This window comes from Pseudomonas hygromyciniae, assembly GCF_016925675.1.
GTDB lineage: Bacteria > Pseudomonadota > Gammaproteobacteria > Pseudomonadales > Pseudomonadaceae > Aquipseudomonas > Aquipseudomonas hygromyciniae.
The window spans coordinates 5,956,484-5,979,692 of record NZ_CP070506.1 but is presented as its reverse complement, the minus strand read 5'-3'; the positions used below and the strand labels follow the sequence as shown (position 1 = coordinate 5,979,692).

Sequence of the window (23,209 nt, the reverse complement as noted above, 5' to 3'; positions counted from 1 at the left end):
CAGGTCGATGAACGCAGCAATCGGCTCAAGGGAATTTCCAAGTGATAACAAAGATCCTGATCGCCAACCGTGGTGAGATTGCCGTCCGCATCGTGCGGGCTTGTGCCGAAATGGGTATTCGTTCGGTGGCGGTCTATTCCGACGCAGACCGGCATGCCTTGCACGTCAAACGCGCCGACGAGGCCCACAGCATTGGTGCCGAGCCCCTGGCCGGTTACTTGAACCCGCGCAAGCTGGTGAACCTGGCGGTGGAAACCGGCTGCGACGCATTGCACCCCGGCTATGGCTTCCTGTCGGAAAACGCCGAGCTGGCGGATATCTGTGCCGAACGCGGTATCAAATTCATTGGTCCATCGGCCGAAGTGATTCGCCGCATGGGCGACAAGACCGAAGCGCGCCGCAGCATGATCAAGGCGGGTGTACCGGTCACTCCCGGCACCGAAGGCAACGTTGCCGACATCGCCGAAGCGCTGACCGAAGGTGACCGCATCGGTTACCCGGTGATGCTCAAGGCCACCTCCGGTGGTGGCGGGCGCGGCATTCGTCGCTGCAACAGCCGTGAAGAACTTGAGCAAGCCTTCCCCCGCGTGATCTCCGAGGCCACCAAGGCCTTCGGCTCGGCGGAAGTGTTTCTGGAAAAATGCATCGTCAATCCCAAGCACATCGAGGCGCAGATCCTCGGCGACAGCTTTGGCAACGTGGTGCATCTGTTCGAGCGCGACTGCTCGATCCAGCGCCGTAACCAGAAGCTCATCGAAATTGCCCCAAGCCCGCAACTGACCCCCGAGCAGCGCGCCTATATCGGCGACCTGTCAGTGCGCGCGGCCAAGGCCGTGGGCTACGAGAACGCCGGCACCGTGGAGTTCCTGCTCGCCGAGGGCGAGGTGTACTTCATGGAGATGAACACCCGGGTGCAGGTGGAACACACCATCACCGAAGAAATCACCGGGATCGACATTGTCCGCGAGCAGATCCGCATCGCGTCCGGCCTGCCGCTGTCGGTAAAACAGGAAGATATCCAGCACCGTGGCTTTGCGTTGCAGTTCCGCATCAACGCCGAAGACCCGAAGAACAACTTCCTGCCCAGCTTCGGCAAGATCACCCGTTACTACGCCCCCGGCGGGCCTGGTGTGCGGACTGATACGGCGATCTACACCGGCTACACCATCCCGCCGTTCTACGACTCCATGTGCCTGAAACTGGTGGTGTGGGCGTTGACCTGGGAAGAAGCCATGGACCGCGGCCTGCGTGCCCTGGACGACATGCGCCTGCAAGGCGTGAAGACCACCGCCGCCTACTACCAGGAAATCCTGCGCAATCCGGAATTCCGCAGCGGCCAGTTCAACACCAGTTTTGTGGAAAGCCATCCTGAGCTGACCAACTACTCGATCAAGCGCAAACCCGAAGAGCTGGCCCTGGCCATCGCCGCCGCCATTGCCGCCCACGCAGGCCTGTGAGGAACATTCCAATGTCTAAGAAAATCTTCGTAACCGACACCATCCTGCGCGACGCCCACCAATCGTTGCTGGCGACCCGCATGCGCACTGACGACATGCTGCCGATCTGCGACAAGCTCGACAAAGTCGGCTACTGGTCCCTGGAAGTCTGGGGCGGCGCGACCTTTGACGCCTGCGTGCGTTTCTTGAAAGAAGACCCGTGGGAGCGCCTGCGCAAACTGCGCGCCGCGTTGCCTAACACTCGCCTGCAAATGCTCCTGCGTGGCCAGAACCTGCTGGGCTACCGCCACTACAGCGACGATGTGGTCAAGGCCTTCGTCGCCAAGGCCGCTGTGAATGGCATCGACGTGTTCCGCATCTTCGACGCCATGAACGACGTGCGTAACCTGCGTGTGGCCATCGAAGCGGTGAAAGCGGCGGGCAAGCACGCCCAGGGCACCATCGCCTACACCACCAGCCCGGTGCACACCATCGAGGCGTTCGTGGCCCAGGCCAAGCAAATGGAAGCCATGGGTTGCGACTCGGTGGCGATCAAGGACATGGCCGGCCTGCTGACCCCGTACGCCACCGGCGAACTGGTCAAGGCGCTGAAGGCCGAGCAAAGCCTGCCGATCTTTATCCACTCCCATGACACCGCTGGTCTGGCCGCGATGTGCCAACTCAAGGCCATCGAAAACGGTGCCGACCATATCGACACCGCCATCTCCAGCTTCGCCTGGGGCACCAGTCACCCGGGCACCGAGTCGATGGTCGCCGCCCTCAAAGGCAGCGAATTCGACACCGGCCTGGACCTGGAACTGCTGCAGGAAATCGGCCTGTACTTCTACGCCGTGCGTAAGAAGTACCACCAGTTCGAAAGCGAATTCACCGCCGTCGACACCCGTGTGCAAGTCAACCAGGTACCGGGCGGGATGATTTCCAACCTGGCCAACCAATTGAAAGAGCAGGGCGCCCTCAACCGCATGAGCGAAGTGCTGGCCGAAATCCCACGGGTGCGTGAAGACCTCGGCTTCCCACCGCTGGTGACGCCAACCTCGCAGATTGTCGGCACCCAGGCGTTCTTCAACGTGCTGGCCGGCGAGCGCTACAAAACCATCACCAACGAAGTGAAGCTCTACCTGCAAGGCGGCTACGGCAAGGCGCCGGGTACCGTTGACGAGAAACTGCGGCGCCAGGCGATCGGCAGCGAAGACGTGATCGACGTGCGCCCGGCCGACCTGCTCAAGCCGGAAATGACCAAGTTGCGTGGCGAAATCGGCGCGCTGGCCAAGTCTGAAGAAGACGTGCTGACCTACGCCATGTTCCCCGATATCGGACGCAAGTTCCTCGAAGAGCGTGATGCCGGCACCTTGTCCCCTGAAGTGCTGTTGCCAATCCCTGAAGCCGGCGGCGTGGCCCGTGCGGGCGGTGAAGGCGTGCCGACCGAGTTCGTCATCGACGTGCACGGCGAGAGCTACCGCGTCGATATCACCGGTGTCGGCGTCAAGGCCGAAGGCAAGCGCCACTTCTACCTGTCCATCGACGGCATGCCGGAAGAAGTGGTGTTCGAACCGCTCAACGAATTCGTCGGCGGCGGCACCAGCAAGCGCAAGCAGGCCAGCGCGCCAGGTCATGTGAGCACGGCGATGCCGGGCAATATCGTGGATGTACTGGTCAAGGAAGGCGACGTGGTCAAGGCCGGCCAGGCCGTGCTGATCACCGAAGCGATGAAGATGGAGACCGAAGTGCAGGCGGCCATCGCCGGCAAGGTCAGCGCCGTTCATGTGGTCAAGGGCGACCGGGTCAACCCGGGTGAAATCCTGATCGAAATCGAAGGCTGATACACAGCCTCCGACATTACCGCTTAATCCTCGGGGGGGCATGTGCCCCCCTTTTTTTGCGCACAATTTAGAAGGTCAGGGTCCATTGCCCCATGACCGCCTGGCTGGTACTGCGGGCGCCTAGGTCGCCGGTGTAGGTCACGCCGACGCTCTGCGTGGCCGAGACCGCCAGCCCCAGCCCGGCCTGCAACGCCAGGCTGTCACGGTTCAGGGAGGTGCCCTGGATGGTGAAGTCGCTGTTGAAATCGTTCTTATCCGCCCACGCGGAGGACTGGCGCACGCTGCTGCCAACATCGCCGTACAGATGCTTCCAGCTCGCACTGACGTAAGGCTTAAGGCTCATCTGGTTATCCAGCGCATAGAGGCTGCTCATGCGCAGGCCGAAGGTGGTGCTCAGATTCTGTTGCGTTTGCTCGCCGACGTTGAGGGCGCTAAGCCCGCCTTTTTCCTTGAAACGTTCGCGGTGATAGCGCTGATAGCCTACGCCGGCGAACGGCTCGACGGTGAAACTGCCGTGGTCCACGCGATAGCCCAGCTCGCTGAAAATAGTCTGGCTTTGCGCGGTGTACTTGCCCTTGAGCTGCTCGCGATGGTCGATGAAATCAAAATCGACACTGCGTTTGTTCTGGCCTGCGTGGCTGCTATGGATTGCTGCCAGGCGCAGCGCCAGCGGCCCGTCGTCGCGCATCGCGTAAGCCCCCAGGTGCCAGCTGTCCAGCCCGGCCTTGAAGCGTTTGGCACTCAGGTCGCTGGTGGATTTTGCGCCCATGACGCCCACGCGCCAGGCATGGTCTACCGCCCAATCGGCACCCAGCACCAGGCCTCGGTTACGTTGTTGCAGGCCGGCGCTGCCGTGCTGCCCACCCAGGCTGGCGCCGCTGCCCAGGCCCTGGAACCAGAAACGCCCAGGGGCATCGCCGCTCCCCTCGCGCATGGCCGCCAGCAGGCTGGCGTGCAGCGGGACCAAGCTGTTCTGGGTGGCGCTGCCCAGGTTGGCATTCTGGCTGGCGGCCAGTTGTTCAAGCACCGCGCCTATCCTGCCGGGGGCCAGGTCGTTGAAATATTCCTCGTCATGAGCGATCAGGTCCAGATCCCGATCGCTCATCCAGTCCGACTCAATCAACCGATCCACGGCGTTGTCCAGCACCCGGGCTACGCTGCGGCCGTTGCTGGTGGTGGCGTGATCGGCAAAGTAAAAGGCAGTAGCGGGGTCGGGGCGTTCCCGCGCGCTGTCGCTGGGCGGCTCCATATCCCCGCGTGCTGTGGCCATGGGAATGCTGATGGTGTTCAGCGCGAAGGTGATGACAAGGGCAAGTCGCGTGGATGTGTAGGGCATAAGGTCCCAGCCTCTGATATGTGAGGCCGGGAATTTAGCGAGGCGGCGAGCGTATAACTGTCAGCGGCGGTATGCGTAGTGCGCGGGAGATGTCTCTAGTCTGGGCCGAATGCGCGCATGTTTAACGTAGGTGGCCTCATTTGCATTTAATTGCATTTCTAATCCAATTAAAACGCAATGAATGCATTTTATTGCGTAAATAGAGCAAGCCTGTAGGCCATGTATGCACTATATTGCGTAATCAAGTCCGTCTCACTCGGCGAAGGTGCATTAAATTGCCAACGGAAACCATTTACTCCCTGATGTTGCAAATCTTTAATGCCGGCCACTGGCACGACGCAATGCGGCTGGAGTTTTCCGAGCCTCAAATAGGTTTTGATGGACCCTGTCGGTTTCACTATCGGCAGGACTATCTCGTTGAACACCTGGGCGACATTGAACAAGGTTTTTGTTCTGCGGTGAGTGGACGGTTTCCTCTGGGTTGGGATGTCACCTTCCTCAAGGCGGCTCCCGCCTTCCTGCATGACATTGCACCGGCGGGTGCGGCGAAACGCTTCCTGATGCAGCGAGTAGGCGCCGACAAGCCGGACGATGTCAGCGTCGATTTGTTTCTACTGGGCCTTTGCACACCGTCGCCTATTGGCAACCTGCGGATCAAGGAGTCCGTCGAGGCATTGGGTGTCAGGCCCGCCGTGGGCTTCAGCCGTCACGATGTGGTCAGTCGCGACAATGGCTTCCTGGAATATGCCTATGAGCAAGGCGAAGCCATTGGTGGCGCGACCGGGGCGGGCGGCGAAGCGCCGAAGTTGTTGATGGCCGAGAATCGCGACGGCCGGCTCTATCCGGACGCTGTTCTTCCCGACGCCGAGGTCGCCCAACACTGGTTTATCAAGTTTGCCCGCAATGGCGCGACCCTCAACGACCAAGCGATCCTCAGGAGCGAATTTCACTACTACAAGGCGCTCCAGGCGCTGGGTATCGAAACCGTCGCCGCCCAAGGGCTGGCGTTGGAAGAGGCGCACAAACCCAGCCTGTGGATGCAGCGTTTTGACCGTAATGTCACGCCAGCGGGCGTCGAGCGGCTGGCCGTCGAGTCGATCTATTCACTGGCGGGGGTTATTACGCCGGGCAGTTATATGGATCATCTGGAGGTCGTGCAGATGCTTGCCGAACACTGGCGACAGGTCGGTCAGGGGCACGGCGTTGCGGATTTGGTCGCCGAGTATTTGCGGCGTGACTTGCTCAACAAAATCCTCGGCAACTCAGATAACCACGGGCGTAACACTTCGATTATCCGCGAGCGTGGCTCCATGCGTCTGGCGCCGATTTATGACTTGGCCCCCATGGTCATGGATACTGAGGGCATCACCCGCACCACCAAGTGGCCCAGGGGCCTGGAAGTGGCCGGTGAAATTGACTGGCAAGGAGTATGCAGCGCACTGGACGGCCTGGTCGATCCGCAACAAGCCTTTGAACGGTTACGCGCCGACGCCGAACACTTGCGGGCGTTGCCGGACATCCTGGTGGACAGTGGTTTGCCCCAGGAAACCTGGAAGCACCCCGCGATCGCGCTCGGCAAACTGGATCAACGTCTACAGCAATGGGGGCTGCGATGACTGTCAGCATGGATACACGTGCCCTGTTGATCCAGGGCATCGAGCAGGGCCTGGCCCAAGGCACCCTGCAAATCGGCGAAGCGGTACGCCGCCTTCGCGTAGAAGTCACGGGCCTGCACCAGAGCCAGTTTGCCAGGATGTGCAAGATTTCCGTGCGCACGCTGGTGCATATCGAGCATGGCGAGGGTAATCAGACGCTCAAGTCGTTGAACGCTGTGTTCCGTCCGTTCGGCTTGCAGATGGGGGTGGTCAGGGTGCGGCGTTCGCTGGGCTGACGCTTAGCCGCGTCGTACATAACCCTTGCCGTAGTGGCGCTCCATACGGGCCTGGATCAGTTCCAGGCCGATGGACAACACCCAGTAAATGATCGCTGCAGTGGTCAGCATCTCGATGTAGCGATAACTGGAGCGGCCATAGGATTGCGCCAGAAACATCACTTCCCAGACACCCATCACCGAAATCAGCGACGAGTCCTTGAGCATCGAGATGAACTGGTTAGTGGTGGGCGGAATGATCGTACGCATGGCTTGTGGCAGGGTGACATGCCAGAAGATCAGGCTGTCACGCATGCCCAGGGCCAGGGCGGCCTCCCGTTGGCCATGGGGCACGCCGAGAATACCGGCACGGAAGATCTCGCTCAGGTAAGCCCCGTAGTTGAGCGACAAGGCGATGATCCCGGCGGCGATGGCGCCCGGGACCAAGCCCAGTTGGGGCAGGCCCAGGTAGATCAATAGGATCTGGATCAGCAACGGTGTGCCGCGAAAGAACGACGCATAGAAGCTGGCAATGCCAAAGGCAACGGCGCTTTTCGACAGGCGTCCCAGCGCGGTGACAAAACCCAGCACTGACGAAGCCGCGATTGAACACAGGCACAGAAACAACGTCAGCGCCGCGCCTTGCAGGAAGCCGCTGGGCGCCAGGCTCAGGCCCAGCAGGTTGGGCAGCTTGTCGAGGATGATCGAGAACTTCAGGTCAAAGCTCAGGAAAAAACTCGCGAACAGGGCGAACAGCACCGCCCAGGTCAGGTACAGGCGGGTGCGGAAACCGAAGAGGCGTTGTAGCCGCGATTCGCTAGCCACCGGCTTGGGAGGTGGGGGAAAGGCGGTCATTGGCTGATATCGGCGCCGATCCATTTCTGCGACAGCTTGCTCAAGGTGCCGTCCTGTTTCAGCTGGGCGAAGACTTCACGCACTTTGCTGTCCCATTGCGGGTCGCCTTTCTCGATCGCCACCGAATTGGGTTCCGAGTACAGCGCTTCCCCGGCGAGCTTGAAGCGTTTGTCCTCGGTCAAGCGCGGCTGGGCGGTCACCAGGTTGGTGAGGATCGCGTCCAGACGCACCCCTGCACCCAGGCCGAGGTCCTGGAAGGCCACGTTATCGGTGTCGTAGGGCGCGATCTGCACGTCCTCGAAGGGGTATTGCAACTGCGTGTCTTCGGCGCCTTCGATCACCAGGTTTTTGTTCAGGTAGCTTTCATAGCTGGAGGCGCTGGTAAGCCCGACCTTCTTGCCGCTCAAGTCCTTGGGGCCATGAATACGGTCGTCTTGGGCATTGACCACGATCACCGCCGGTGAGGCGTAGTACTGCACCGGAAAGTCAAATACCTCGGCGCGGGCTTTGCTCGGGGTCATCGAACAGATGCATATATCGTAACGACCGCTCCAGCGCCCGGCTGCGATCACATCCCAGGAGGGCGTTTCCAGGCGCAGCTTCACACCCAGTTTTTGCGCGACCGCCTTGGCCACATCGACGTCGAAGCCATCGAGTTGGTTCTGCTCATTGAGAAATGAGAACGGCGGGTAGCTTTCCATCAGCACGCCGACCAGTTCCTGCTTTTTCTCGATGCGCTCCAGAGTGGCACCGCCAAAGGCTTGGGTAGAGGCCAGAATCGTCAGGCCGAGGGCTAGCAGCGGTGGAAATTTCACGATGAATACCAATAAAAAAGAGGTTGTTAATAACCAGAAGGTGCGTATTAAATAGTTATAAGAACGACTCTCATAGTGAGTTATTTTCATAAGCATATGAGTAAAAGGTATATGGGCGCAGTACACACAGTGATTCTTGACGGTGGCATGGGCCGCGAACTGCAGCGCCGTGGCGCGCCGTTTCGCCAGCCGGAGTGGTCTGCGCTGGCCTTGAGCGAAGCCCCGCAAGCGGTGCAAGCGGTGCACGCGGCGTATATCGAGAGCGGCGCCAATGTCATCACCAGCAACAGCTATGCGGTGGTGCCGTTCCATATCGGTGAGGCGCGGTTTGCCGCCGAAGGCCAGGCCCTGGCGGCCTTGGCGGGCGAACTCGCGCGCCGGGCGGTGGATGCCTCGGGCAAAGCGGTACGTGTGGCGGGCTCCTTGCCGCCGTTGTTTGGCTCCTATCGCCCTGACCTGTTTGAAGCCGGTCGCGTCAGTGAGCTGCTGGCGCCGCTGGTAGCGGGCCTGGGGCCTCATGTCGATCTGTGGCTGGCGGAAACCCAAAGCTCCATCGTCGAAGCCCGAGCCATCCACGCCGGCCTGCCCGATGACGGCAAACCGTTTTGGCTGTCGTTTACCTTGCGCGACGAAGACACCGATGAGGTGCCACGCCTGCGCTCGGGCGAACCCGTGGCAGACGCAGCCGAAGCGGCGGCGCAGTTGGGTGTGCAGGTGTTGTTGTTCAACTGCAGCCAGCCGGAGGTGATTGGCGCCGCGATTGACGCCGCGCGGCAGACCTTTGAGCGCCTGGGGCGTGATATCCATATCGGCGCCTACGCCAACGCCTTCCCGCCGCAGCCCAAGCAAGCCACGGCCAACGATGGCCTGGACCCGCTGCGCGAAGACCTCGACCCGCCCGGTTACCTGCATTGGGCGGCTGACTGGCAGGCGCGCGGTGCCAGCCATTTGGGCGGTTGCTGCGGGATTGGCCCGGAACACATCGCGGTGTTGGCGCAAAAGCTGGCCTGACCTCAGCGCCATCCAACGAAACCCTTATGGGTGCCTGACCCACCGCCATAGCAGCCTCGTCGAAGCTCGACAGCTTTGATCTTTACTGCCTTGAGGTGGGATCAGGCCCGGCACTCTGCCAGGCTTCTCACCTGCCCATCTGTCGTCTGGTTGGCATCGGCAAGCCAGGCCTCAAACCCGGCACCCACCGTCGGCCACTCCCCATCCAGGATCGAATACCACGCGGTATCGCGGTTTTGTCCCTTGACCACCATGTGCTGGCGGAACACCCCTTCAAAACTGAAGCCCAGGCGTTCGGCTGCGTATTTGGAGCGGGCATTGGCGTTGTTGCACTTCCATTCCAGGCGGCGGTAGCCCAGTTCAAAGGAATGCCTGGCCAGCAGGTAGACCGCTTCGGTGCTTTTCGGTGAGCGCTGCATCGGAGCGCCAAAGGTGACGTGACCGATTTCGATGCGGCCTTGGGCCGGGACGATGGACATCAGGCTCAGAATGCCTTGTACCTCACCGCTGGCACGGTCGATCACGCTGAAAAAATACGGGTCGCTGTTGAGTGCGTGATTGTTCAGCCAGGCATCGAAGGCTGCGCGCTCGGTAAACGGGCCGTAGGGCAAATAGTCCCACAGCTTGGGATCGGCGCCGGGGCCTTGCAGGGCTTGCCACAGACCATCGGCGTGGCGGGACGGGTCGAGTTTTTCCAGGCGGATGAAGCGCCCCTCGATCAGTTGAGTGCTGGGCGCCGCGACGCCTTTCCAGTCTGCAAGTGAAGTCGACATGCTGTTCTCCTTAAAGGCCTTTGCGAAACTGGATAAAACCTGGGCGCTCGGCAATGCGTTCGTATAACGCAATCGCCGTGGCATTGCTCTCGTGGGTCAACCAATGGACCTTGCAGCAACCATCGGCCTTGGCGGTGGTGTAGACGAATTCGATCAGTTTACGGCCGATCCCACTGCCGCGTTGCGCCGGATCTACCAGCAAATCCTGCAGGTAGCAGGAATTCTCGATGCTCCAGTTGGAGCGATGGTAGATGAAATTGACCATGCCCAGCGCCTTGCCATCCTGCCAGGCCAGGGCCGAGTGCGTCGGCTCGTTGGGGTCGATCAGGCGTTGCCAGGTGCTGGCGCTGACCGCGTCTGGCAGCTCGGTGTTGTAGAAACGCAGGTACGCCTGCCACAGCGACAACCAGGCGGCATGATCGGCTGCGCTGACCGGGCGGATTTCAATCGGGTGCATGGGGGGCTCCTTGGGGGATGAAGCGGGCGAGGGTCTGGTCGCGTACATCGGGGCTGGCGGCCAGACCGTCACGCACGCCGGCAATGTCTGCTGCGCTGCGGTTCTGGCTGAGTTTGCGCTTGCCCTGCAAGCGCTCAATGGGCAGGGCGAAGCCGACGATGGCCTTGAGCATGCCCTCAATGTAGTCGGCCGGGGCGTCGCTGACTTTCCACGGCTGTGCGCGCGCCGATTCGTGGCGGTCGGTCAGGGCGCTGACCAGGGCCAGCAAGCGCTCGGCATCGGTGAACACATCGGCTTGACCGTAGGCGTGGACCGCAAGGTAATTCCAGGTCGGCACCACTTTGCCGTGTTCCGCCTTGGCCGGGTAAAAGCTCGGGCTGACATAGGCTTGGGCACCGGCAAAAATCACCAGCGCCTGGCCGCCGCGCTGCAGGTCTTGCCATTGCCCGTTGGCCTTGGCCAGGTGCCCGTAGAGGGTGCCATGGGGTCCTTCATCGGGCTTGAGCAGTAACGGCAGGTGGCTGGCTTGCAGGCCCTGTTCGCCAACGGTCACCAACTGGGCCAGGCGGGTGTGCTGGATCAGTTGGTGCAGTTCGGGCAAATCGTCGAGGGCGAAGGCGCGGGGTGTGTACATGGAGATTTTCCTTGGCGAATGCCAGCATCCTAGGCAGGCTAATGGTTCGTTGTAAGAGCCATCTTGTGCTCATTTCATAGGACCAATGCCGGAGCTGTCGCCATGTCGCCCATCGCGCCCCCGCTGTCTTTCAACCCGGCAGGCATTGAGTTGGACCGCCGGCAGGGCCTGACGCGCCAGCTTTATCTGGCGTTGCGCGAGCGCGTCCTGGATGCGCGCCTGGTCAGCGGCACGCGGCTGCCAGCCAGCCGCGATCTGGCGGCGGCGCTGGGGATTTCCCGCAACAGTGTGGTGCGAGCCTACGATCAGCTGTATGCCGAAGGTTTTATCGAGGGCCGGGTAGGGGATGGCACGTATGTGGCGCAGTTGCCGGAAAAATTATCCACAAAACTGTCCACAGGGTTTTCAACAGGCTTATCCCCAGCCTTATCCACAATTGATACCGTTTCGGAAGCAAATTCCCGCAAAAAAGTTATCCACAGTCCGGCTTTGGATCGCTTGCAAACCCACCATTTACCCCTGCCTCCCAGTGGGCCGCCCCGGGCTTTTCGGGTGGGTGTACCGGCGTTTGACCTGTTCCCTTTTGACGTGTGGGCCAAGCTGAATGCGGCTTTCTGGCGCAACCCGGACTTGCAGCAACTGTGCTATGGCGACCCGGCCGGCGATGAGCGCCTGCGCGTATTGATCGCCGCCTACTTGCGCAACGCCCGGGGCTTGCAGTGCAGCGCTGCGCAAATAGTAATCACCAGTGGCGCGCAACAGGCAATCAGCCTTTGTGCACAGTTGCTGGTGCGGCCGGGAGAGGGTGTGGCGATTGAAAATCCCGGCTACCGCGCCGCCGGGCACGCCTTCGCCATTGCGGGCGCACAGATGCAAGGTGTGGCGGTGGACGCTGAAGGTATCGACTGCAACGCGTTGGGGAGCAATCGCGTGGTTTACGTCACGCCATCCCATCAATACCCCCTGGGTGTGGTCATGAGTCTGGCGCGGCGCCTGGAGTTGCTGGCCTGGTCCGAGCGCAACGACGGCTGGATTGTCGAGGATGATTACGACGGCGAGTACCGCTACAGCGGCGCCCCCCTGGCGCCCTTGGCCGCGCTGGATCGCAGTGGTCGGGTGCTGTACGTCGGCACGTTCGGCAAGGTTGCGTTTCCGGCGTTGCGCCTGGGTTATCTGGTATTGCCGCCGGGGCTGGTGGACGCCTTCTCCCGGCGCCGTGCGGTGGATGTGCGCCATTCGGAAGTCAGCACCCAGGCGGTCATGGCCGAATTTATGGCCAGCGGGCATTTCCAGCGACATATCCGGCGCATGCGTCGTGCTGCGTTGAGTCGGCGCAATACCCTGTTGGCGGGCTGGCCGCAGGGTGTGCCCGGCATGGGCAGCCTGCCCGCTGTCACGGCGGGGCTGCACCTGACCGTGCGGGTGGACAGCCTGGCCCGGGAGCGGCAATTGCTGGATCAGGCTGCCAACGCCGATGTCGAAATCAACGGCTTGAGCAGCTATTGGTTACCCGACTCCCCTGAGCCCCAAGACCAGCGTGCCGGCCTGGTGCTGGGTTTTGCCGCCGTGCCCGAAGAGGCCATCACCCAGGCCCTGGCGCGGTTGCGCAAGGCCTGGCGGGCCGACTGAGGGTCAGGTGTTGAAAAACAGCTTGTTGGCCAATGGCAGGCGGATTTCGCTGCGATAAATCGCGATCTGGTCACGGTCATTGGTGCCCGTGGGCTGGAAGGCGCCGCCGAGTTTCTGCTGCTCACGGGTCTTCAGATGCCCGGCGGTATAGTCAGGCAGCGCCGCTTGCGGTGACCCGTAGTGAAAGTGCGCGTACCACAGCACCTCGTGGGTTTGATGGTCACGCACCTCGTATTCGTCCAGGTAGTTCTTGCCCGGCCCTTTGAGGCGCCGGCGGTTGATGACCTTGGCAATTTCCACCAGCCCCTTGTCGTACAGCCATTCGACTCGGGCGGCCGTGGGCGGTTGTTGCTTGGTCATGCTGATGCGCGTCTGCGTGCCCTGGTCGTAAAGGCGCTCGGCCGTGTCGTTGAGCTGCTTGTTGAGGGTGGCTGCGGAAGGGCGGTCACTTTCGGTCAGATTGAGTTCGGTGAGCGCCTGCTCAATGGTGCTGACCGCACGCTCCAGGCGGGCGGCGTACTGGTGGAACATCTCTTCAATTTCCACCGGAATCCGCCCGGTTTTTTTCGAGTGAGAGATGATGCGCTGGGTCGCCTCCGGTTCGCCTTCGAGCACGCTTTTGCCCGCGTTGATGCTGACGCCCAGGTCCACCGCCTGCGGTGGCCGCGAGGTGCTGGCCTGCTGCTCGCGCTCGACCCAGACCCCCGGGGTTTTTTCGTGGAAAGTGGCGAGCACCTTGCCCGTCATGGGCTCCTTCACGTCCACCAGATCGCTTTGGGTTTCCCGAGGTTCGCCCACCACCACGCCGTCGAAGCGGGTCTTGATGATTTTCTTTTTCGGCGTTTGTGCAACCTTGGAGGTGCCGGGCTTGGGTTCCAGGGCTTTCCTTTCGCGCAAGCATTGCGCCAGATTCTGCTCCGCCCGCCGGGCGAACTCGTCGATTTGCTGGCGCAGGCTTTCCAGCGGCTCGCGTAGCACCTGCTCCGGATGCTCGGCGTGCAGGTCCAGCAAACGCTGGTCGTTGATTGCAAACTGGTCGAGCAGGCTGTTGAGCGCTTCGATGCGCTCATCCAGGGAGCTTTCACTGAGGGTGCTGGCCATTTCGATCAGGCTTTGGATGTGCACGTCCGTCGCCTCGCTGATGTCATGCATGCGTGCACGCGCATCGACAAAGGCCTCGCCACTGCCCTCCTTGATGCACAGATAGCGCTGCAGCGTGATGTTGTAAGCCTTCAGGTCCGTCAGGGCGATGTTGGGCAGAGCCTGCATCGTGGCGTGGATGACCCGGGCGCCTTCGACCCCCAGGTTTTCCAGTTGGCGAAAGCGGGTGTCGATGTATTCCAGGCGCTGGATCATGTCCAGGGTCATGGTCGACATGGTCTGCGCTTTTGCGGCTTGCGCCTGGGGGGCTGGCGCACCCTCGGGTTCTATCACGCCCAAGGTCGACGACAGCAGGTTGCGGAACGGTTCCAGGCGTTCGGCGATGACAGAGCGGGTCAGCAGCAACTGCTTGTTCAGGTAGTCGATCATGAAGCCCTGATAATTGGGCACGGTGTCGATAATGTTCAGGGATCGCAGTTGACGGATCGGCACTTCGTATTCCTCCCTGCGCGCGTCTGCCTTGTCGATGAAGGCCTGGCGGCGCTCGCCGGTGGAGGGCCCTGCGCCGGTGCCGATCTCGGTGTAGGCGGTGTGGATTTGCGATTGCCGGAGATTTTCGGTGGCGTCAAAGCGGTGGAGTTGGTCCTGAAGGTCGCTGATGCGCGAAGGTTTGTCGGCCTGGGCAGCGTGTCGGCGGTTTCTGAAGCCGCCCCCGCGCAGGCGCAGGCGGGTATCGACAAACCACTGACCAGCCAGGTTGGACTGCAGCAATGGCCCGGTGCGCGAGGGCGTAGTGGGGTCGACGATAAGCACATTGTCATTGCTGTCGACGCTGACTTCGAACCAGCGCTCGGCCACTTGGGCATACCACTTTTCCCCCAGCGGATAGAGGTGCAGATGGGGGCCGGGTGTCTTGTTCTGGGCTTGCAGCCCTGTGGGTCGGTTGACTTTGAAACTGTCGAGCGTGGCCTCCAACCGTGTGGGGAGGCTGTTCAAGGCACCGCTGGTGTACAGGGGGCTTTGGTGCTGGGCGTGCAACTCGGTTTCGGTCAGGTTGGGTTTTTGGATCACCTCGATCTTACGCGGCGTCTCGACGGGGTTGTCGACCGGCACCGCTGGCGTTGTCGGTAGACGTTTGAGCGGTTCGACTTGCCCGGGCGGATGACGCAGGGCGACGTGCAGGATCAGCGCCATGCCCAGGTTCAGCAAGAGGTCGGCCTCGGCGGCCCAGGACGCCTGTGGGTCGTCGGACTCCTGGCCCTGCTCGATGGCCTGCAAGTCGTCCATGATTTGCCAGATCCACGCCGCGATTCCCAGCGTGCGCCCGAAAAAAGGCAGCACCACACTGAAAATCTGCCAGGCCGCCTGGCGGTAGGTCGCCCAGCGTTTCTGCACGTTGGACACCGATTGCCGGGTCGCCAGTTCGACCAGCGCGTTGGCATTGGCGGTGAACAGGGTGTGCAGCGTGTCATTGCCCAGCACCTCATCGCTCAAGGCGATGGGACCACTCATGTACAACAGGGTCTGCGACTCGATCAGCCCCCTTACCACTGTCCAGGGCGACGGCAATTTATAGGGGAACACGTATTCGGCGTAGTTGAAGCGTGCGCCCTCTGGCAGCCAGGCGAGTACCGACTCGCGCAGGTCGTGGTCATGCTTGATGGCGTAGAGCAGATTTTGCCGGGACGGGAATTGAATGAGCGACGGCGTCAGCAAAGGCCGATACAACAGGCACGGGCCGCGAGTGTGATCCTGGGGGCCGATCACAAACATGTTGGCGACGATGTCCTGTTCGTTGCTGGGGCGCAGTGTCGGCACAAACCCCAGCGCGCGGATGACGATGTCCTGCCCATCGACCTTGCGATCATGAGGCTCGACCTGCATGGCTGCGCTGACGTAGCGAACGCCCACGCCATCGATGCCATGCTTGTGCTGAACCTTGCACTGCAGGGCCAGCAGGGGGAGTTGCACCCGCAGGTGCATGGCGTACAGCGTCTGGCGGCTCTTGGATTGCTGCGGGTCGTCCAGCAGTGTCTGTTTGATCAAGGCCGGGTAATGCTTGCCGATGTCGAGGTCTTCGATCACTTGCTTGAGGTAGCGGTAGGGCAACCACTCGGGTGCCGGACGGCCTTTGTAGAGCACGCTGGCCTCGCCTGTGGGAAGGCCGGTCAGGTTTTCCAGCGCCAGATCTATCAGGGGGCGGCGTGTCAGGGTGTTGGGACCGGGCACGACAAATGTGCCCCAGACCTGCGGGCTTTCGATGACGATCTCGATGTCGTCCATCTCAAGATTGGCACCCTCGCGATCGGCCTCAATGCGGCTCTGCAACTGTTGTCGGGCGTAGGTGCGGATGGGGGCAATGCCGTCGTTGAACAAGCGGCCTTGGTTATGCGTGTGCAGTTCGGCCAGGTCCACCAATAGTCGGCTGTAAAGGGACACGTCGAGGTCCGAAGCATTGGCCAGCCAAGGTGGAATACGCTCATGGATCTGGCGGATATTGGACAGCGTGTGGTCGCTCAACTCTTCAACGCCCGGCAGGATGCGGTCGATGATCGTGCTTGGCTCTTCATCGTCTGCGCTGTCCGGGCTGTTGGGTTCGACCAGAGAGCCAATCAACCCGATCTGCATGGCGATCAAGGCGTTGGCCTGGCTGTCGAAATAGTTTCCGGAAGGCTCGTACAGGCGCCAATGCAAGGACAGTTCGGGGTGAGTGCGGCTCAGCTTGGCGGGTAGGATCTGCTCGAGTTGCTTGAGGGAATCGAAGCGCTGGTAACCATCCGTCAGCGAGTGCATCAGAATCAATGGGCGTTGCTCATGCTCGCCGATCAACACCGCTATGGCCGCGAGGCCCAGATGGCGTGTCTGGTTGTCGCTTAGGGTATCGATATCAATCAGGTAGGCGCGGGACTTGTACGAATCCTGTGCGGTGCGCGTGGCGTGGTCGGGGTAATGGAAGAGCGTTCTGGCCATCGCGCATTCCTCCTCGCTCCAGCCTTCGTACTCCGTGACATTCCAGACTTTGCGCAACATGTTGGAGAGGGTTTTCCAGCGTGGGCCGGTGCCGGTATTGGAGGTATTCCAGTAGTCCAGTTGCTGCTCTTGAAAAGCGCTGGACAGCAGGCCGGACAGCTCGTTTATCAGGCGCGCGATGGCGTCGATTTTCACCGGCAGGTGAACGGGCGGCTGTGCCGAGGGCGTCAGGGTGAGGAAATGCTCGCCGTCGATATATTCCACCGGTTCTGGTGACAGCGCCTGGCGCGCCAGAATGCTGGTCAGTGACTCGAAGAGGGGTTCAACCGGCTGCATCTCGGTGGCGGTGATAGACCAGCGTGGGGTGACGACCACTGCCAGGTCCGGGTCGATATTCAGCAGCGGATATTGCTCCTTGAGGGCCGCGCGCAAGGTTGCTGCAGCCACGTCGCGACTCGAAGGGCCGGTGGTCAGTTGGGTCAGCAGGTCGTAGATACTGGGCGGGCGATTGTTGGGGGTGTTGTGGTTAGCGGGGGTTGATGGATTGGGCATCTTCAGCTCCTTGGCAGACAGGCCTTGATATGCGCAAGGTACTGACCGCCGGGGCCGTGATGACGGTAGATAGTTGCAGCCCGCTCCCTGGCACGGGAACGGGCTGCAAAGGGGCAACCTCAGGTGCCGGACTTGATCCTGGTCCAGGCGCGGGTCCGGGCGCGTTCTGCCTTGCTGTCCAGGGGCTTGAGGGTATAGAGCGTCGCCATGGCTGCTTCGGTGGGGTACAGGTTGGGGTTGTTGCGGATGGCCGGGGCTACCTGCGCAGTGGCGTCCTTGTTGGGGTTGGGGTAACCGACAAAGTCACTGATGGGCGCAATCACCTGGGGCTGCAACAGGTAGTTGATGAAGGTGTAGGCGTCCTGCGGGTTCTTCGCCCCCTTGGGAATGGCGAGCATGTCGAACCAGATCGGCGCGCCTTCCTTGGGCAGGCGCATGTCGACGGTCACGCCATTGTTGGCTTCCTTGGCGCGGTTGGCGGCCTGGGAAAAGCTGCCGGAATAGCCGACCGCCACGCAGATGTCGCCGTTGGCGATATCGGCCATGTACTTGGATGAATGAAAGTAGGTGATGTAGGGACGGATTTTCAGCAGCAGGGCCTGGGCTTTTTCATAGTCCGCCGGCTTGTTGCTGTTGGGGTCCAGGCCCAGGTGCTGCAAGGCCAGGGGCAGGATCTCGGACGGCGAATCCAGCAAGGCGACGCCGCACTGCTTGAGCTTGCTGATGTTCTCTTGCTTGAAGATCAGGTCCCAGCTGTCCACCGGGGCATCGGCGCCCAGGGCGGCCTTGACCTTGTCCGAGTTGAAACCGATGAGGATGGTGCCGTACATGTAGGGCACCGCGTGTTTGTTGCCCGGATCGTTGGCCTCGATCAGTTTCATCAGCTTGGGATCGAGGTGGTTCCAGTTGGGCAACTGGCTGCGGTCCAGGGGCTGGAACACCCCGGCCTCGATCTGCTTGGCCAGGAACACATTGGACGGCACCACCACGTCATACCCGGAGTTGCCGGTCAGCAGCTTGGCTTCCAGGGCTTCGTTGGTGTCGAAGATGTCGTACACCAGTTTGATCGCCGGGTTCTGCGCCTTGAAATCTTCCAGGGCCTTGGGCGTGATGTAGTCGAACCAGTTGTAGACCCGCAGGGTTTTTTCTTCGGCGTGGGCGGCGGTGCTGAGCACGGCGGCGCAGAGCATAAGCGACTTGAGCATGTTCATTGGGCTGCCCCCTCAAAACCTTCGAGAACGTTGACGGCGTTGATGCCGATTTCTGCCACCGCGTAGCCGCCTTCCATCACAAACAGTGTCGGTTTACCCAGGCGGGCGATACGCGCGCCCATGGCCAGGTAGTCCGGGCTGTCGAGCTTGAACTGCGAGATGGGATCGTCCTTGAACGTGTCCACCCCCAGGGACACCACGATGATTTCGGCGCCGTAGCCCTCGATCTTGCGGCAGGCCTGTTCCAGCGCAGCGCTCCAGGTGTCCCAGGCGGAACCGGCCGCCAGCGGGTAATTGAAGTTGAAGCCCTCGCCGGCACCTTCGCCCAACTCATCGGCATACCCGAGGAAGAACGGAAACTCAGCCTCAGGATGCCCATGGATCGACGTGAACAGCACATCGCTGCGCTCATAGAAGATCGACTGGGTGCCGTTGCCATGGTGGTAATCCACATCGAGGATCGCGACCTTTTTGTGGCCCTGGTCGATAAAGGCCTGGGCGGCGATCGCGGCGTTGTTGAGGTAGCAATAACCCCCCATCAAGTCGCTGGCGGCGTGATGCCCCGGCGGTCGGCACAACGCAAAGGCACTGTGGGCACCCTGTTGGATCGCCTGTTGCGCCGTGAGCGCGACCTGCGCCGCGCTGTAGGCCGCTTGCCAAGTGCCGGCGGTAATCGGCGCGCCGCCGTCGAAGCTGTAATAGCCCAGTTGGCCGTGCAGGCTGGTGGGCAACACGCGACGCAAGGTGCGGGCGGGCCAGGTGTAGGGCAGCAGATCGCCGTCCTGGCCCAATTCTGCCCAGCGGGCCCAGGCACCCTGGAAGAACTCGAGGTAGTCGCGGCTGTGGATGCGTTGCAGTGGCGCCAGGCCAAAGTCCTGGGGCGCTTGCACCGGGCCCAGCTCACGGTCTTCGACCCGTTGCAGCACGTGGTCGGCGCGCGAGGGCATTTCAAAGCAGGGCATCAATTGCCCGTCCATCAATTCGCAACGGCCGTGGTGCAGGTGGTGATCGTCCGAGTAGATCGTCAGCATTTTTGTTGTTCTCCGCAGGCTGCTTGGGATGCCTTGCAGTGTTGCGGGGTACACCGGTTTGGAGAACGGCAGGAGCGGCCAAAAGGGGATAAATATGGCCAGATTATCTGTCCGTAATTCGCCCCTCCATGGAGCGTCATGCTCGAAATTGACTCGGCGCCACGCCGCTCCAGCGTACAAAGGCATGCCGGAAGCTCGCGGTCTCGCTGAAACCCAACTGCTCGGCGATCCGGTAGATCGGCCACTGGTCTTGTGCCAACAGTTGCTTGGCGCGCTCGAAGCGCAGTTCGTCCAGCAGCTCCTGGTAGCTGCAGCCCAGGTCATGCAGGCGCCGGCGCAGGGTGCGCGGCGAACAGTTCATCTGCTGGGCCAGGCCGTCGAGCCCGGGCGCGGCGTGCAGTTGCGCCGTGAGCAATTGGCGGACCCGCCCCAGCCAGGCCTCGCGCCCGGTGAATTCGGTGTTCTGTTTGCGGCAGCGCTCGGCCATGGCGCGGTGGGTCACGGTGTCGGCCAGGGGCAAAGGTTGGGCGAGCCAGCGTTGGTCAAAGGCGAACGCATTGGCCGTGGCCTGGAACTGCAACGGGCAGTCGAAGCACTCGGCGTAGCGTGTTTGATAATCCGGCGCAGCATGCTCAAAGCGGGCGCCCAGCAAGGGCAGCGGGTGGCCGAGCAGATCGTCGCAGATCACCTTCAGCGACCCCAGGCACAGCTCCACATTGAAGGCGGCCAGCGCCGGGTTCTCTCGGTAATCGCTGGCGGTGAACCAGATCCGCTCGCCATCTTCCTCAAGACTCAGTTCGAACAGTGTTCCCAACAGCGCCGGATAACGCAGGGCCAGGCGCAAAGCGTCACCGAAAGTGGCACTGGTGAGCAGGGCATAGCCGAGCATGCCGTAGGCCGATACGTGCATGCGCCGTCCCACGATCAGCCCGATATCGCGCTGCAAGGCCACGGCATTGGCGCACACCTGCATCTCCTGGTGCGTGGTGATGCGTGTGTCGGCGCGGCTCAAGTCCGCCGCACAGATACCACTGCCGGCCAGCAGTGCTTCGGCGGGCAAGCCTTCGGCCTTGAAGGTGCTGAGCACCAGGGAAACGGCATTGAGGGTGGTGAGGTGGGAGTGCAGCATGGGTACTTCCAGCCAGTGGATGGCTGGAAGTGGAGCAAGTTATATGCCGCTCAACTCAGTTCGCCGCACAGATCCAGTTCGACCAGGCGCCGTACTTCGTCGTTGGGCAGTCCGGCGCCGAGCAGGGCCTGCAGCTTGCCGAACACGGCTTCGCGGGTCATGCCACCACCGGACAACACACCGACCCCACGCAAGCGGCTGCCCGCTTCATACACGTCCAGTTCCACGCCACCTTCATGGCATTGGGTGATTGCCACGACCACGACGTGCCGATCCTGCGCACGCTGCAGGCTGGCGAGGAACGCCGGGTTATCGCTCGGCCCGGTGCCGCTGCCAAAACACTCCAGCACCAGCGCCTGAATGCCGCTGTCGAGCAGTGCATCCAGTTGCCCGGCATCAATGCCCGGCACCAGCGGTAACACGCCGACATTGGCCAGGGCCTTGGGCTGGCGGTAGTCCAGGGCGGCAGGCAGCGCCTGGGCCTTGGCCACGCCACCGTTGCGCTGCAGCGCGGCAAACGGATGCCGACCAAAACTGCGGATTTTCGCGCAGCGGGTCGGCGCCATCAGTGCGCCGTGGAAGTACAGGTGTACACCCGGTGCCAGGCCTTCGCCCAACGCGGCCAGGGCGCCGCTGACGTTTTCCCAGGCATCGCTGTCGGGCACGCCGGCCGGCAGCATCGAACCGGTAAACACCACGGGCGCCGGCAGGCCCAGCAATTGGAAACTCATGGCTGCCGCGCTGTAGGCCAGGGTGTCGGTGCCATGCAGGATCAGTACGGCGTCGCAGCCCTCGTCCACGGCCTCGACCACGGCGCTGCGCAGGCGCTGCCAGTAGGCGGGCGTCATATTGGCGCTGTCGATCAGCGGCGCCATTTCCCTAAAACGCCAGGCGGGCGCTGGCAGGTGGGCAAGCTGTTCGCGCATGCGCGCTTCAAAACCCGAAGCGGGCGCCAGGCCGTTGGCGCTGGCCTGCATGCCGATGGTGCCGCCGGTGTAGAGCACCATGATGTGATTGGCTTTGGACATCGAAGAATCTCCTGAACGAAAAACGCCGCCGGGCCCAGAGCATGCCCAAGGCCGGGCGGCGTGTCATCTGTCTACGCTCAGCGTTGCACTTGGGCGTTCAGTGGCGTGGCGGCTTGAGCGGTGGGCTCAGGCTGCACCGGGTTGGCCGGCCAGGCCTTGCGGTCCAGGTCCAGGTCGGGGAACTGGCTGGAGTCGAACACCGGGGTCTTGATGCCCGCCGCACGCTGGTTGTCGTAGTCGTTGAGGATGCGCATGGCGATCTTGAACAGGAACGCCAGGGCGAACAGGTTGACGAACGCGAGCATGGTCATGGTGATGTCGGCAAAGGCGAACACCGTGCTCAGGTTCTCGATCGAGCCCCAGAAAATCAGGACCAGCACCAACGCGCGATATCCGATCAGTACCTTGCGGTTGTTACCCACCAAAAAGCGCAGGTTGCTCTCGCCCAGGTAGTAGTTGTACATGATCGAGGTGAACACGAACAACGCCAGGGCTACCGAGATAAACATGCGGCCCCAGTCACCCACCACCGCCGCCAGGGAGTTCTGGGTCAGGGCAATGCCGTCGCCTTCAAAGCCTGGGGTGTAGAAGCCCGACAACAGGATCAGCAGTGCCGTGCAGGTGCAGATGATAAAGGTGTCGAGGAACACGCTGAACGCCTGCACCACGCCCTGAGCAACGGGGTGTTCCACCGAGGCCACGGCTGCTACGTTGGGCGCGCTGCCCAGGCCTGCTTCGTTGGCGAATACGCCGCGCTTCACGCCCATGATGATCGCACTGCCCACCAGGCCGCCGAAGGCCTGGTCCAGACCGAAGGCGCTCTTGACGATAGTCGCGAGCATGGCCGGTACCTGGTCGAATTGCAGCACGATCACGTAGACCGTCACGGCGATGTACACCAGGGTCTTGACCGGCACCAGCAGGTCGGCGATCGAGGCAATGCGCTTGATCCCGCCGATAAACACCAGGCCCAGCAAGAACGCGAGGGCCAGGCCGGTGTAGGTGGTGTCGAAGCCAAAGGCGTTATTCAACGAGTGGGTCACGGCATGGGCTTGCAGGCCGTTGAAGGCGAACCCGAAGGTCACCAGCAGCAGGAACGCCATCACCATGCCCAGCCAGCGTTTTTGCAGACCGTGCTGGATGTAATAGGCCGGGCCGCCACGGTAGGTGCCTTCAGCGTCGGTGCGTTTGTAGAGCTGGCCGAGGGAGCATTCGATGAAGCTCGACGACATGCCCACCAGCGCGGTGACCCACATCCAGAACACAGCACCCGGGCCGCCCAGGGTCACGGCAATGCCGACACCCGCGATGTTACCGGCGCCCACCCGCCCGGCCAGGCTGAGCATCAGCGCCTGGAACGAGCTGAGTTGGCCGGCGCTGCTTTTCAGGCTGTCGCGAAACACCGCGAACATGTGAAAGAAGTGACGAAACTGAACGAAACGCGAGCGGATCGTGAAGTAACCACCGAGCCCGACAATGAGCACGATCAGTACTTTTCCTGAGAGGAAGTCGTTAATGACTTCTAGCATG

18 protein-coding genes are annotated in these 23,209 nt (G+C 61.8%); 6 read left to right on the top strand and 12 right to left on the bottom strand.

Features of this window, described 5'->3' with window-relative positions:
• Window positions 1–41: 41 nt before the first annotated feature.
• Both JTY93_RS27140 and oadA read left to right on the top strand, forming a co-directional pair.
• Complete coding sequence (locus tag JTY93_RS27140) at window positions 42–1,457, top strand: acetyl-CoA carboxylase biotin carboxylase subunit (protein ID WP_029290035.1); 1,416 nt, start codon at window positions 42–44, stop codon at window positions 1,455–1,457.
• Between the two features lie 11 nt (window positions 1,458–1,468).
• The gene (gene oadA / locus JTY93_RS27135; RefSeq protein WP_205476393.1) at window positions 1,469–3,277 is read left to right on the top strand and encodes a sodium-extruding oxaloacetate decarboxylase subunit alpha; all 1,809 of its coding nucleotides are present in this window, start codon (window positions 1,469–1,471) and stop codon (window positions 3,275–3,277) included.
• A gap of 67 nt (window positions 3,278–3,344) precedes the next feature.
• On the opposite strand, the gene JTY93_RS27130 is transcribed toward oadA, so the two are convergent.
• Window positions 3,345–4,613, bottom strand: coding sequence for an autotransporter outer membrane beta-barrel domain-containing protein (locus JTY93_RS27130; RefSeq protein WP_205476392.1), 1,269 nt, complete (start codon window positions 4,611–4,613; stop codon window positions 3,345–3,347).
• A 341-nt stretch (window positions 4,614–4,954) separates the two neighbouring features.
• Between JTY93_RS27130 and JTY93_RS27125 the strand changes: the two genes are divergently transcribed.
• Complete coding sequence (locus JTY93_RS27125; protein ID WP_205476423.1) at window positions 4,955–6,229, top strand: type II toxin-antitoxin system HipA family toxin; 1,275 nt, start codon at window positions 4,955–4,957, stop codon at window positions 6,227–6,229.
• Window positions 6,230–6,237: 8 nt separating this feature from the next.
• Complete coding sequence (locus JTY93_RS27120; RefSeq protein WP_371128935.1) at window positions 6,238–6,504, top strand: helix-turn-helix domain-containing protein; 267 nt, start codon at window positions 6,238–6,240, stop codon at window positions 6,502–6,504.
• A gap of 3 nt (window positions 6,505–6,507) precedes the next feature.
• Here JTY93_RS27120 and JTY93_RS27115 read toward each other — a convergent pair whose 3' ends face one another.
• Window positions 6,508–7,338 (bottom strand): amino acid ABC transporter permease, encoded by an 831-nt coding sequence (locus JTY93_RS27115; protein WP_029290023.1) that lies wholly within the window; start codon window positions 7,336–7,338, stop codon window positions 6,508–6,510.
• Entirely contained in the window at window positions 7,335–8,153 is an 819-nt protein-coding gene (locus tag JTY93_RS27110; protein WP_205476391.1) for an ABC transporter substrate-binding protein, read from the bottom strand. The genes JTY93_RS27115 and JTY93_RS27110 overlap by 4 nt, the downstream gene beginning before the upstream one ends.
• Before the next feature lie 111 nt (window positions 8,154–8,264).
• Here JTY93_RS27110 and JTY93_RS27105 point away from each other — a divergent pair, with 111 nt between their 5' ends.
• On the top strand, window positions 8,265–9,164 hold the full coding sequence (locus JTY93_RS27105; RefSeq protein WP_205476390.1) for a homocysteine S-methyltransferase family protein: 900 nt from the start codon (window positions 8,265–8,267) through the stop codon (window positions 9,162–9,164).
• A 101-nt stretch (window positions 9,165–9,265) separates the two neighbouring features.
• On the opposite strand, the gene JTY93_RS27100 is transcribed toward JTY93_RS27105, so the two are convergent.
• Genes JTY93_RS27100 through JTY93_RS27090 form a run of 3 tightly spaced genes read right to left on the bottom strand, consistent with a single transcriptional unit; the run spans window position 9,266 to window position 11,028 of the window.
• Window positions 9,266–9,937 (bottom strand): GNAT family N-acetyltransferase, encoded by a 672-nt coding sequence (locus JTY93_RS27100; protein WP_205476389.1) that lies wholly within the window; start codon window positions 9,935–9,937, stop codon window positions 9,266–9,268.
• 10 nt (window positions 9,938–9,947) lie between these two features.
• Window positions 9,948–10,394: a GNAT family N-acetyltransferase gene (locus JTY93_RS27095; RefSeq protein WP_205476388.1), complete on the bottom strand. Its 447-nt coding sequence runs from the start codon at window positions 10,392–10,394 to the stop codon at window positions 9,948–9,950.
• Window positions 10,381–11,028 carry an FMN-binding negative transcriptional regulator gene (locus JTY93_RS27090; RefSeq protein ID WP_205476387.1) on the bottom strand — a complete coding sequence of 216 codons (648 nt, stop codon included), beginning with the start codon at window positions 11,026–11,028 and terminating at the stop codon, window positions 10,381–10,383. The genes JTY93_RS27095 and JTY93_RS27090 overlap by 14 nt, the downstream gene beginning before the upstream one ends.
• 102 nt (window positions 11,029–11,130) lie before the next feature.
• Here JTY93_RS27090 and pdxR point away from each other — a divergent pair, with 102 nt between their 5' ends.
• A complete protein-coding gene (gene pdxR / locus JTY93_RS27085; protein WP_205476386.1) occupies window positions 11,131–12,657 on the top strand; it encodes a MocR-like pyridoxine biosynthesis transcription factor PdxR in 1,527 nt (508 codons plus the stop codon).
• A gap of 3 nt (window positions 12,658–12,660) precedes the next feature.
• Here the strand turns inward: pdxR and JTY93_RS27080 are convergent, their stop codons facing one another.
• The 6 genes from JTY93_RS27080 to JTY93_RS27055 all read right to left on the bottom strand — a co-directional run bounded on the left by JTY93_RS27080 (window position 12,661) and on the right by JTY93_RS27055 (window position 23,208).
• On the bottom strand, window positions 12,661–17,280 hold the full coding sequence (locus JTY93_RS27080) for a dermonecrotic toxin domain-containing protein (RefSeq protein ID WP_205476385.1): 4,620 nt from the start codon (window positions 17,278–17,280) through the stop codon (window positions 12,661–12,663).
• 119 nt (window positions 17,281–17,399) lie between these two features.
• The gene (locus JTY93_RS27075; protein ID WP_205476384.1) at window positions 17,400–18,491 is read right to left on the bottom strand and encodes a polyamine ABC transporter substrate-binding protein; all 1,092 of its coding nucleotides are present in this window, start codon (window positions 18,489–18,491) and stop codon (window positions 17,400–17,402) included.
• Entirely contained in the window at window positions 18,488–19,522 is a 1,035-nt protein-coding gene (locus JTY93_RS27070) for a histone deacetylase family protein (RefSeq protein ID WP_205476383.1), read from the bottom strand. The genes JTY93_RS27075 and JTY93_RS27070 overlap by 4 nt, the downstream gene beginning before the upstream one ends.
• A 136-nt stretch (window positions 19,523–19,658) precedes the next feature.
• On the bottom strand, window positions 19,659–20,651 hold the full coding sequence (locus JTY93_RS27065) for an AraC family transcriptional regulator (protein ID WP_205476382.1): 993 nt from the start codon (window positions 20,649–20,651) through the stop codon (window positions 19,659–19,661).
• Window positions 20,652–20,701: 50 nt separating this feature from the next.
• Complete coding sequence (locus JTY93_RS27060; protein ID WP_205476381.1) at window positions 20,702–21,679, bottom strand: asparaginase; 978 nt, start codon at window positions 21,677–21,679, stop codon at window positions 20,702–20,704.
• Window positions 21,680–21,756: 77 nt separating this feature from the next.
• Window positions 21,757–23,208 (bottom strand): alanine/glycine:cation symporter family protein, encoded by a 1,452-nt coding sequence (locus JTY93_RS27055; protein WP_205476380.1) that lies wholly within the window; start codon window positions 23,206–23,208, stop codon window positions 21,757–21,759.
• Window position 23,209: the final 1 nt, after the last annotated feature.

Excerpts from the sequence above, each read along its gene's own strand:
- oadA (WP_205476393.1), top strand. The coding sequence starts at position 1,469 with ATGTCTAAGAAAATCTTCGTAACCGACACCATCCTGCGCGACGCCCAC.
- JTY93_RS27130 (WP_205476392.1), bottom strand. The coding sequence starts at position 4,613 with ATGCCCTACACATCCACGCGACTTGCCCTTGTCATCACCTTCGCGCTG.
- JTY93_RS27125 (WP_205476423.1), top strand. The coding sequence starts at position 4,955 with ATGCGGCTGGAGTTTTCCGAGCCTCAAATAGGTTTTGATGGACCCTGT.
- JTY93_RS27120 (WP_371128935.1), top strand. The coding sequence starts at position 6,238 with ATGGATACACGTGCCCTGTTGATCCAGGGCATCGAGCAGGGCCTGGCC.
- JTY93_RS27115 (WP_029290023.1), bottom strand. The coding sequence starts at position 7,338 with ATGACCGCCTTTCCCCCACCTCCCAAGCCGGTGGCTAGCGAATCGCGG.
- JTY93_RS27105 (WP_205476390.1), top strand. The coding sequence starts at position 8,265 with ATGGGCGCAGTACACACAGTGATTCTTGACGGTGGCATGGGCCGCGAA.
- JTY93_RS27100 (WP_205476389.1), bottom strand. The coding sequence starts at position 9,937 with ATGTCGACTTCACTTGCAGACTGGAAAGGCGTCGCGGCGCCCAGCACT.
- JTY93_RS27095 (WP_205476388.1), bottom strand. The coding sequence starts at position 10,394 with ATGCACCCGATTGAAATCCGCCCGGTCAGCGCAGCCGATCATGCCGCC.
- JTY93_RS27090 (WP_205476387.1), bottom strand. The coding sequence starts at position 11,028 with ATGTACACACCCCGCGCCTTCGCCCTCGACGATTTGCCCGAACTGCAC.
- pdxR (WP_205476386.1), top strand. The coding sequence starts at position 11,131 with ATGTCGCCCATCGCGCCCCCGCTGTCTTTCAACCCGGCAGGCATTGAG.
- JTY93_RS27080 (WP_205476385.1), bottom strand. The coding sequence starts at position 17,280 with ATGCCCAATCCATCAACCCCCGCTAACCACAACACCCCCAACAATCGC.
- JTY93_RS27075 (WP_205476384.1), bottom strand. The coding sequence starts at position 18,491 with ATGAACATGCTCAAGTCGCTTATGCTCTGCGCCGCCGTGCTCAGCACC.
- JTY93_RS27070 (WP_205476383.1), bottom strand. The coding sequence starts at position 19,522 with ATGCTGACGATCTACTCGGACGATCACCACCTGCACCACGGCCGTTGC.
- JTY93_RS27065 (WP_205476382.1), bottom strand. The coding sequence starts at position 20,651 with ATGCTGCACTCCCACCTCACCACCCTCAATGCCGTTTCCCTGGTGCTC.
- JTY93_RS27060 (WP_205476381.1), bottom strand. The coding sequence starts at position 21,679 with ATGTCCAAAGCCAATCACATCATGGTGCTCTACACCGGCGGCACCATC.
- JTY93_RS27055 (WP_205476380.1), bottom strand. The coding sequence starts at position 23,208 with ATGCTAGAAGTCATTAACGACTTCCTCTCAGGAAAAGTACTGATCGTG.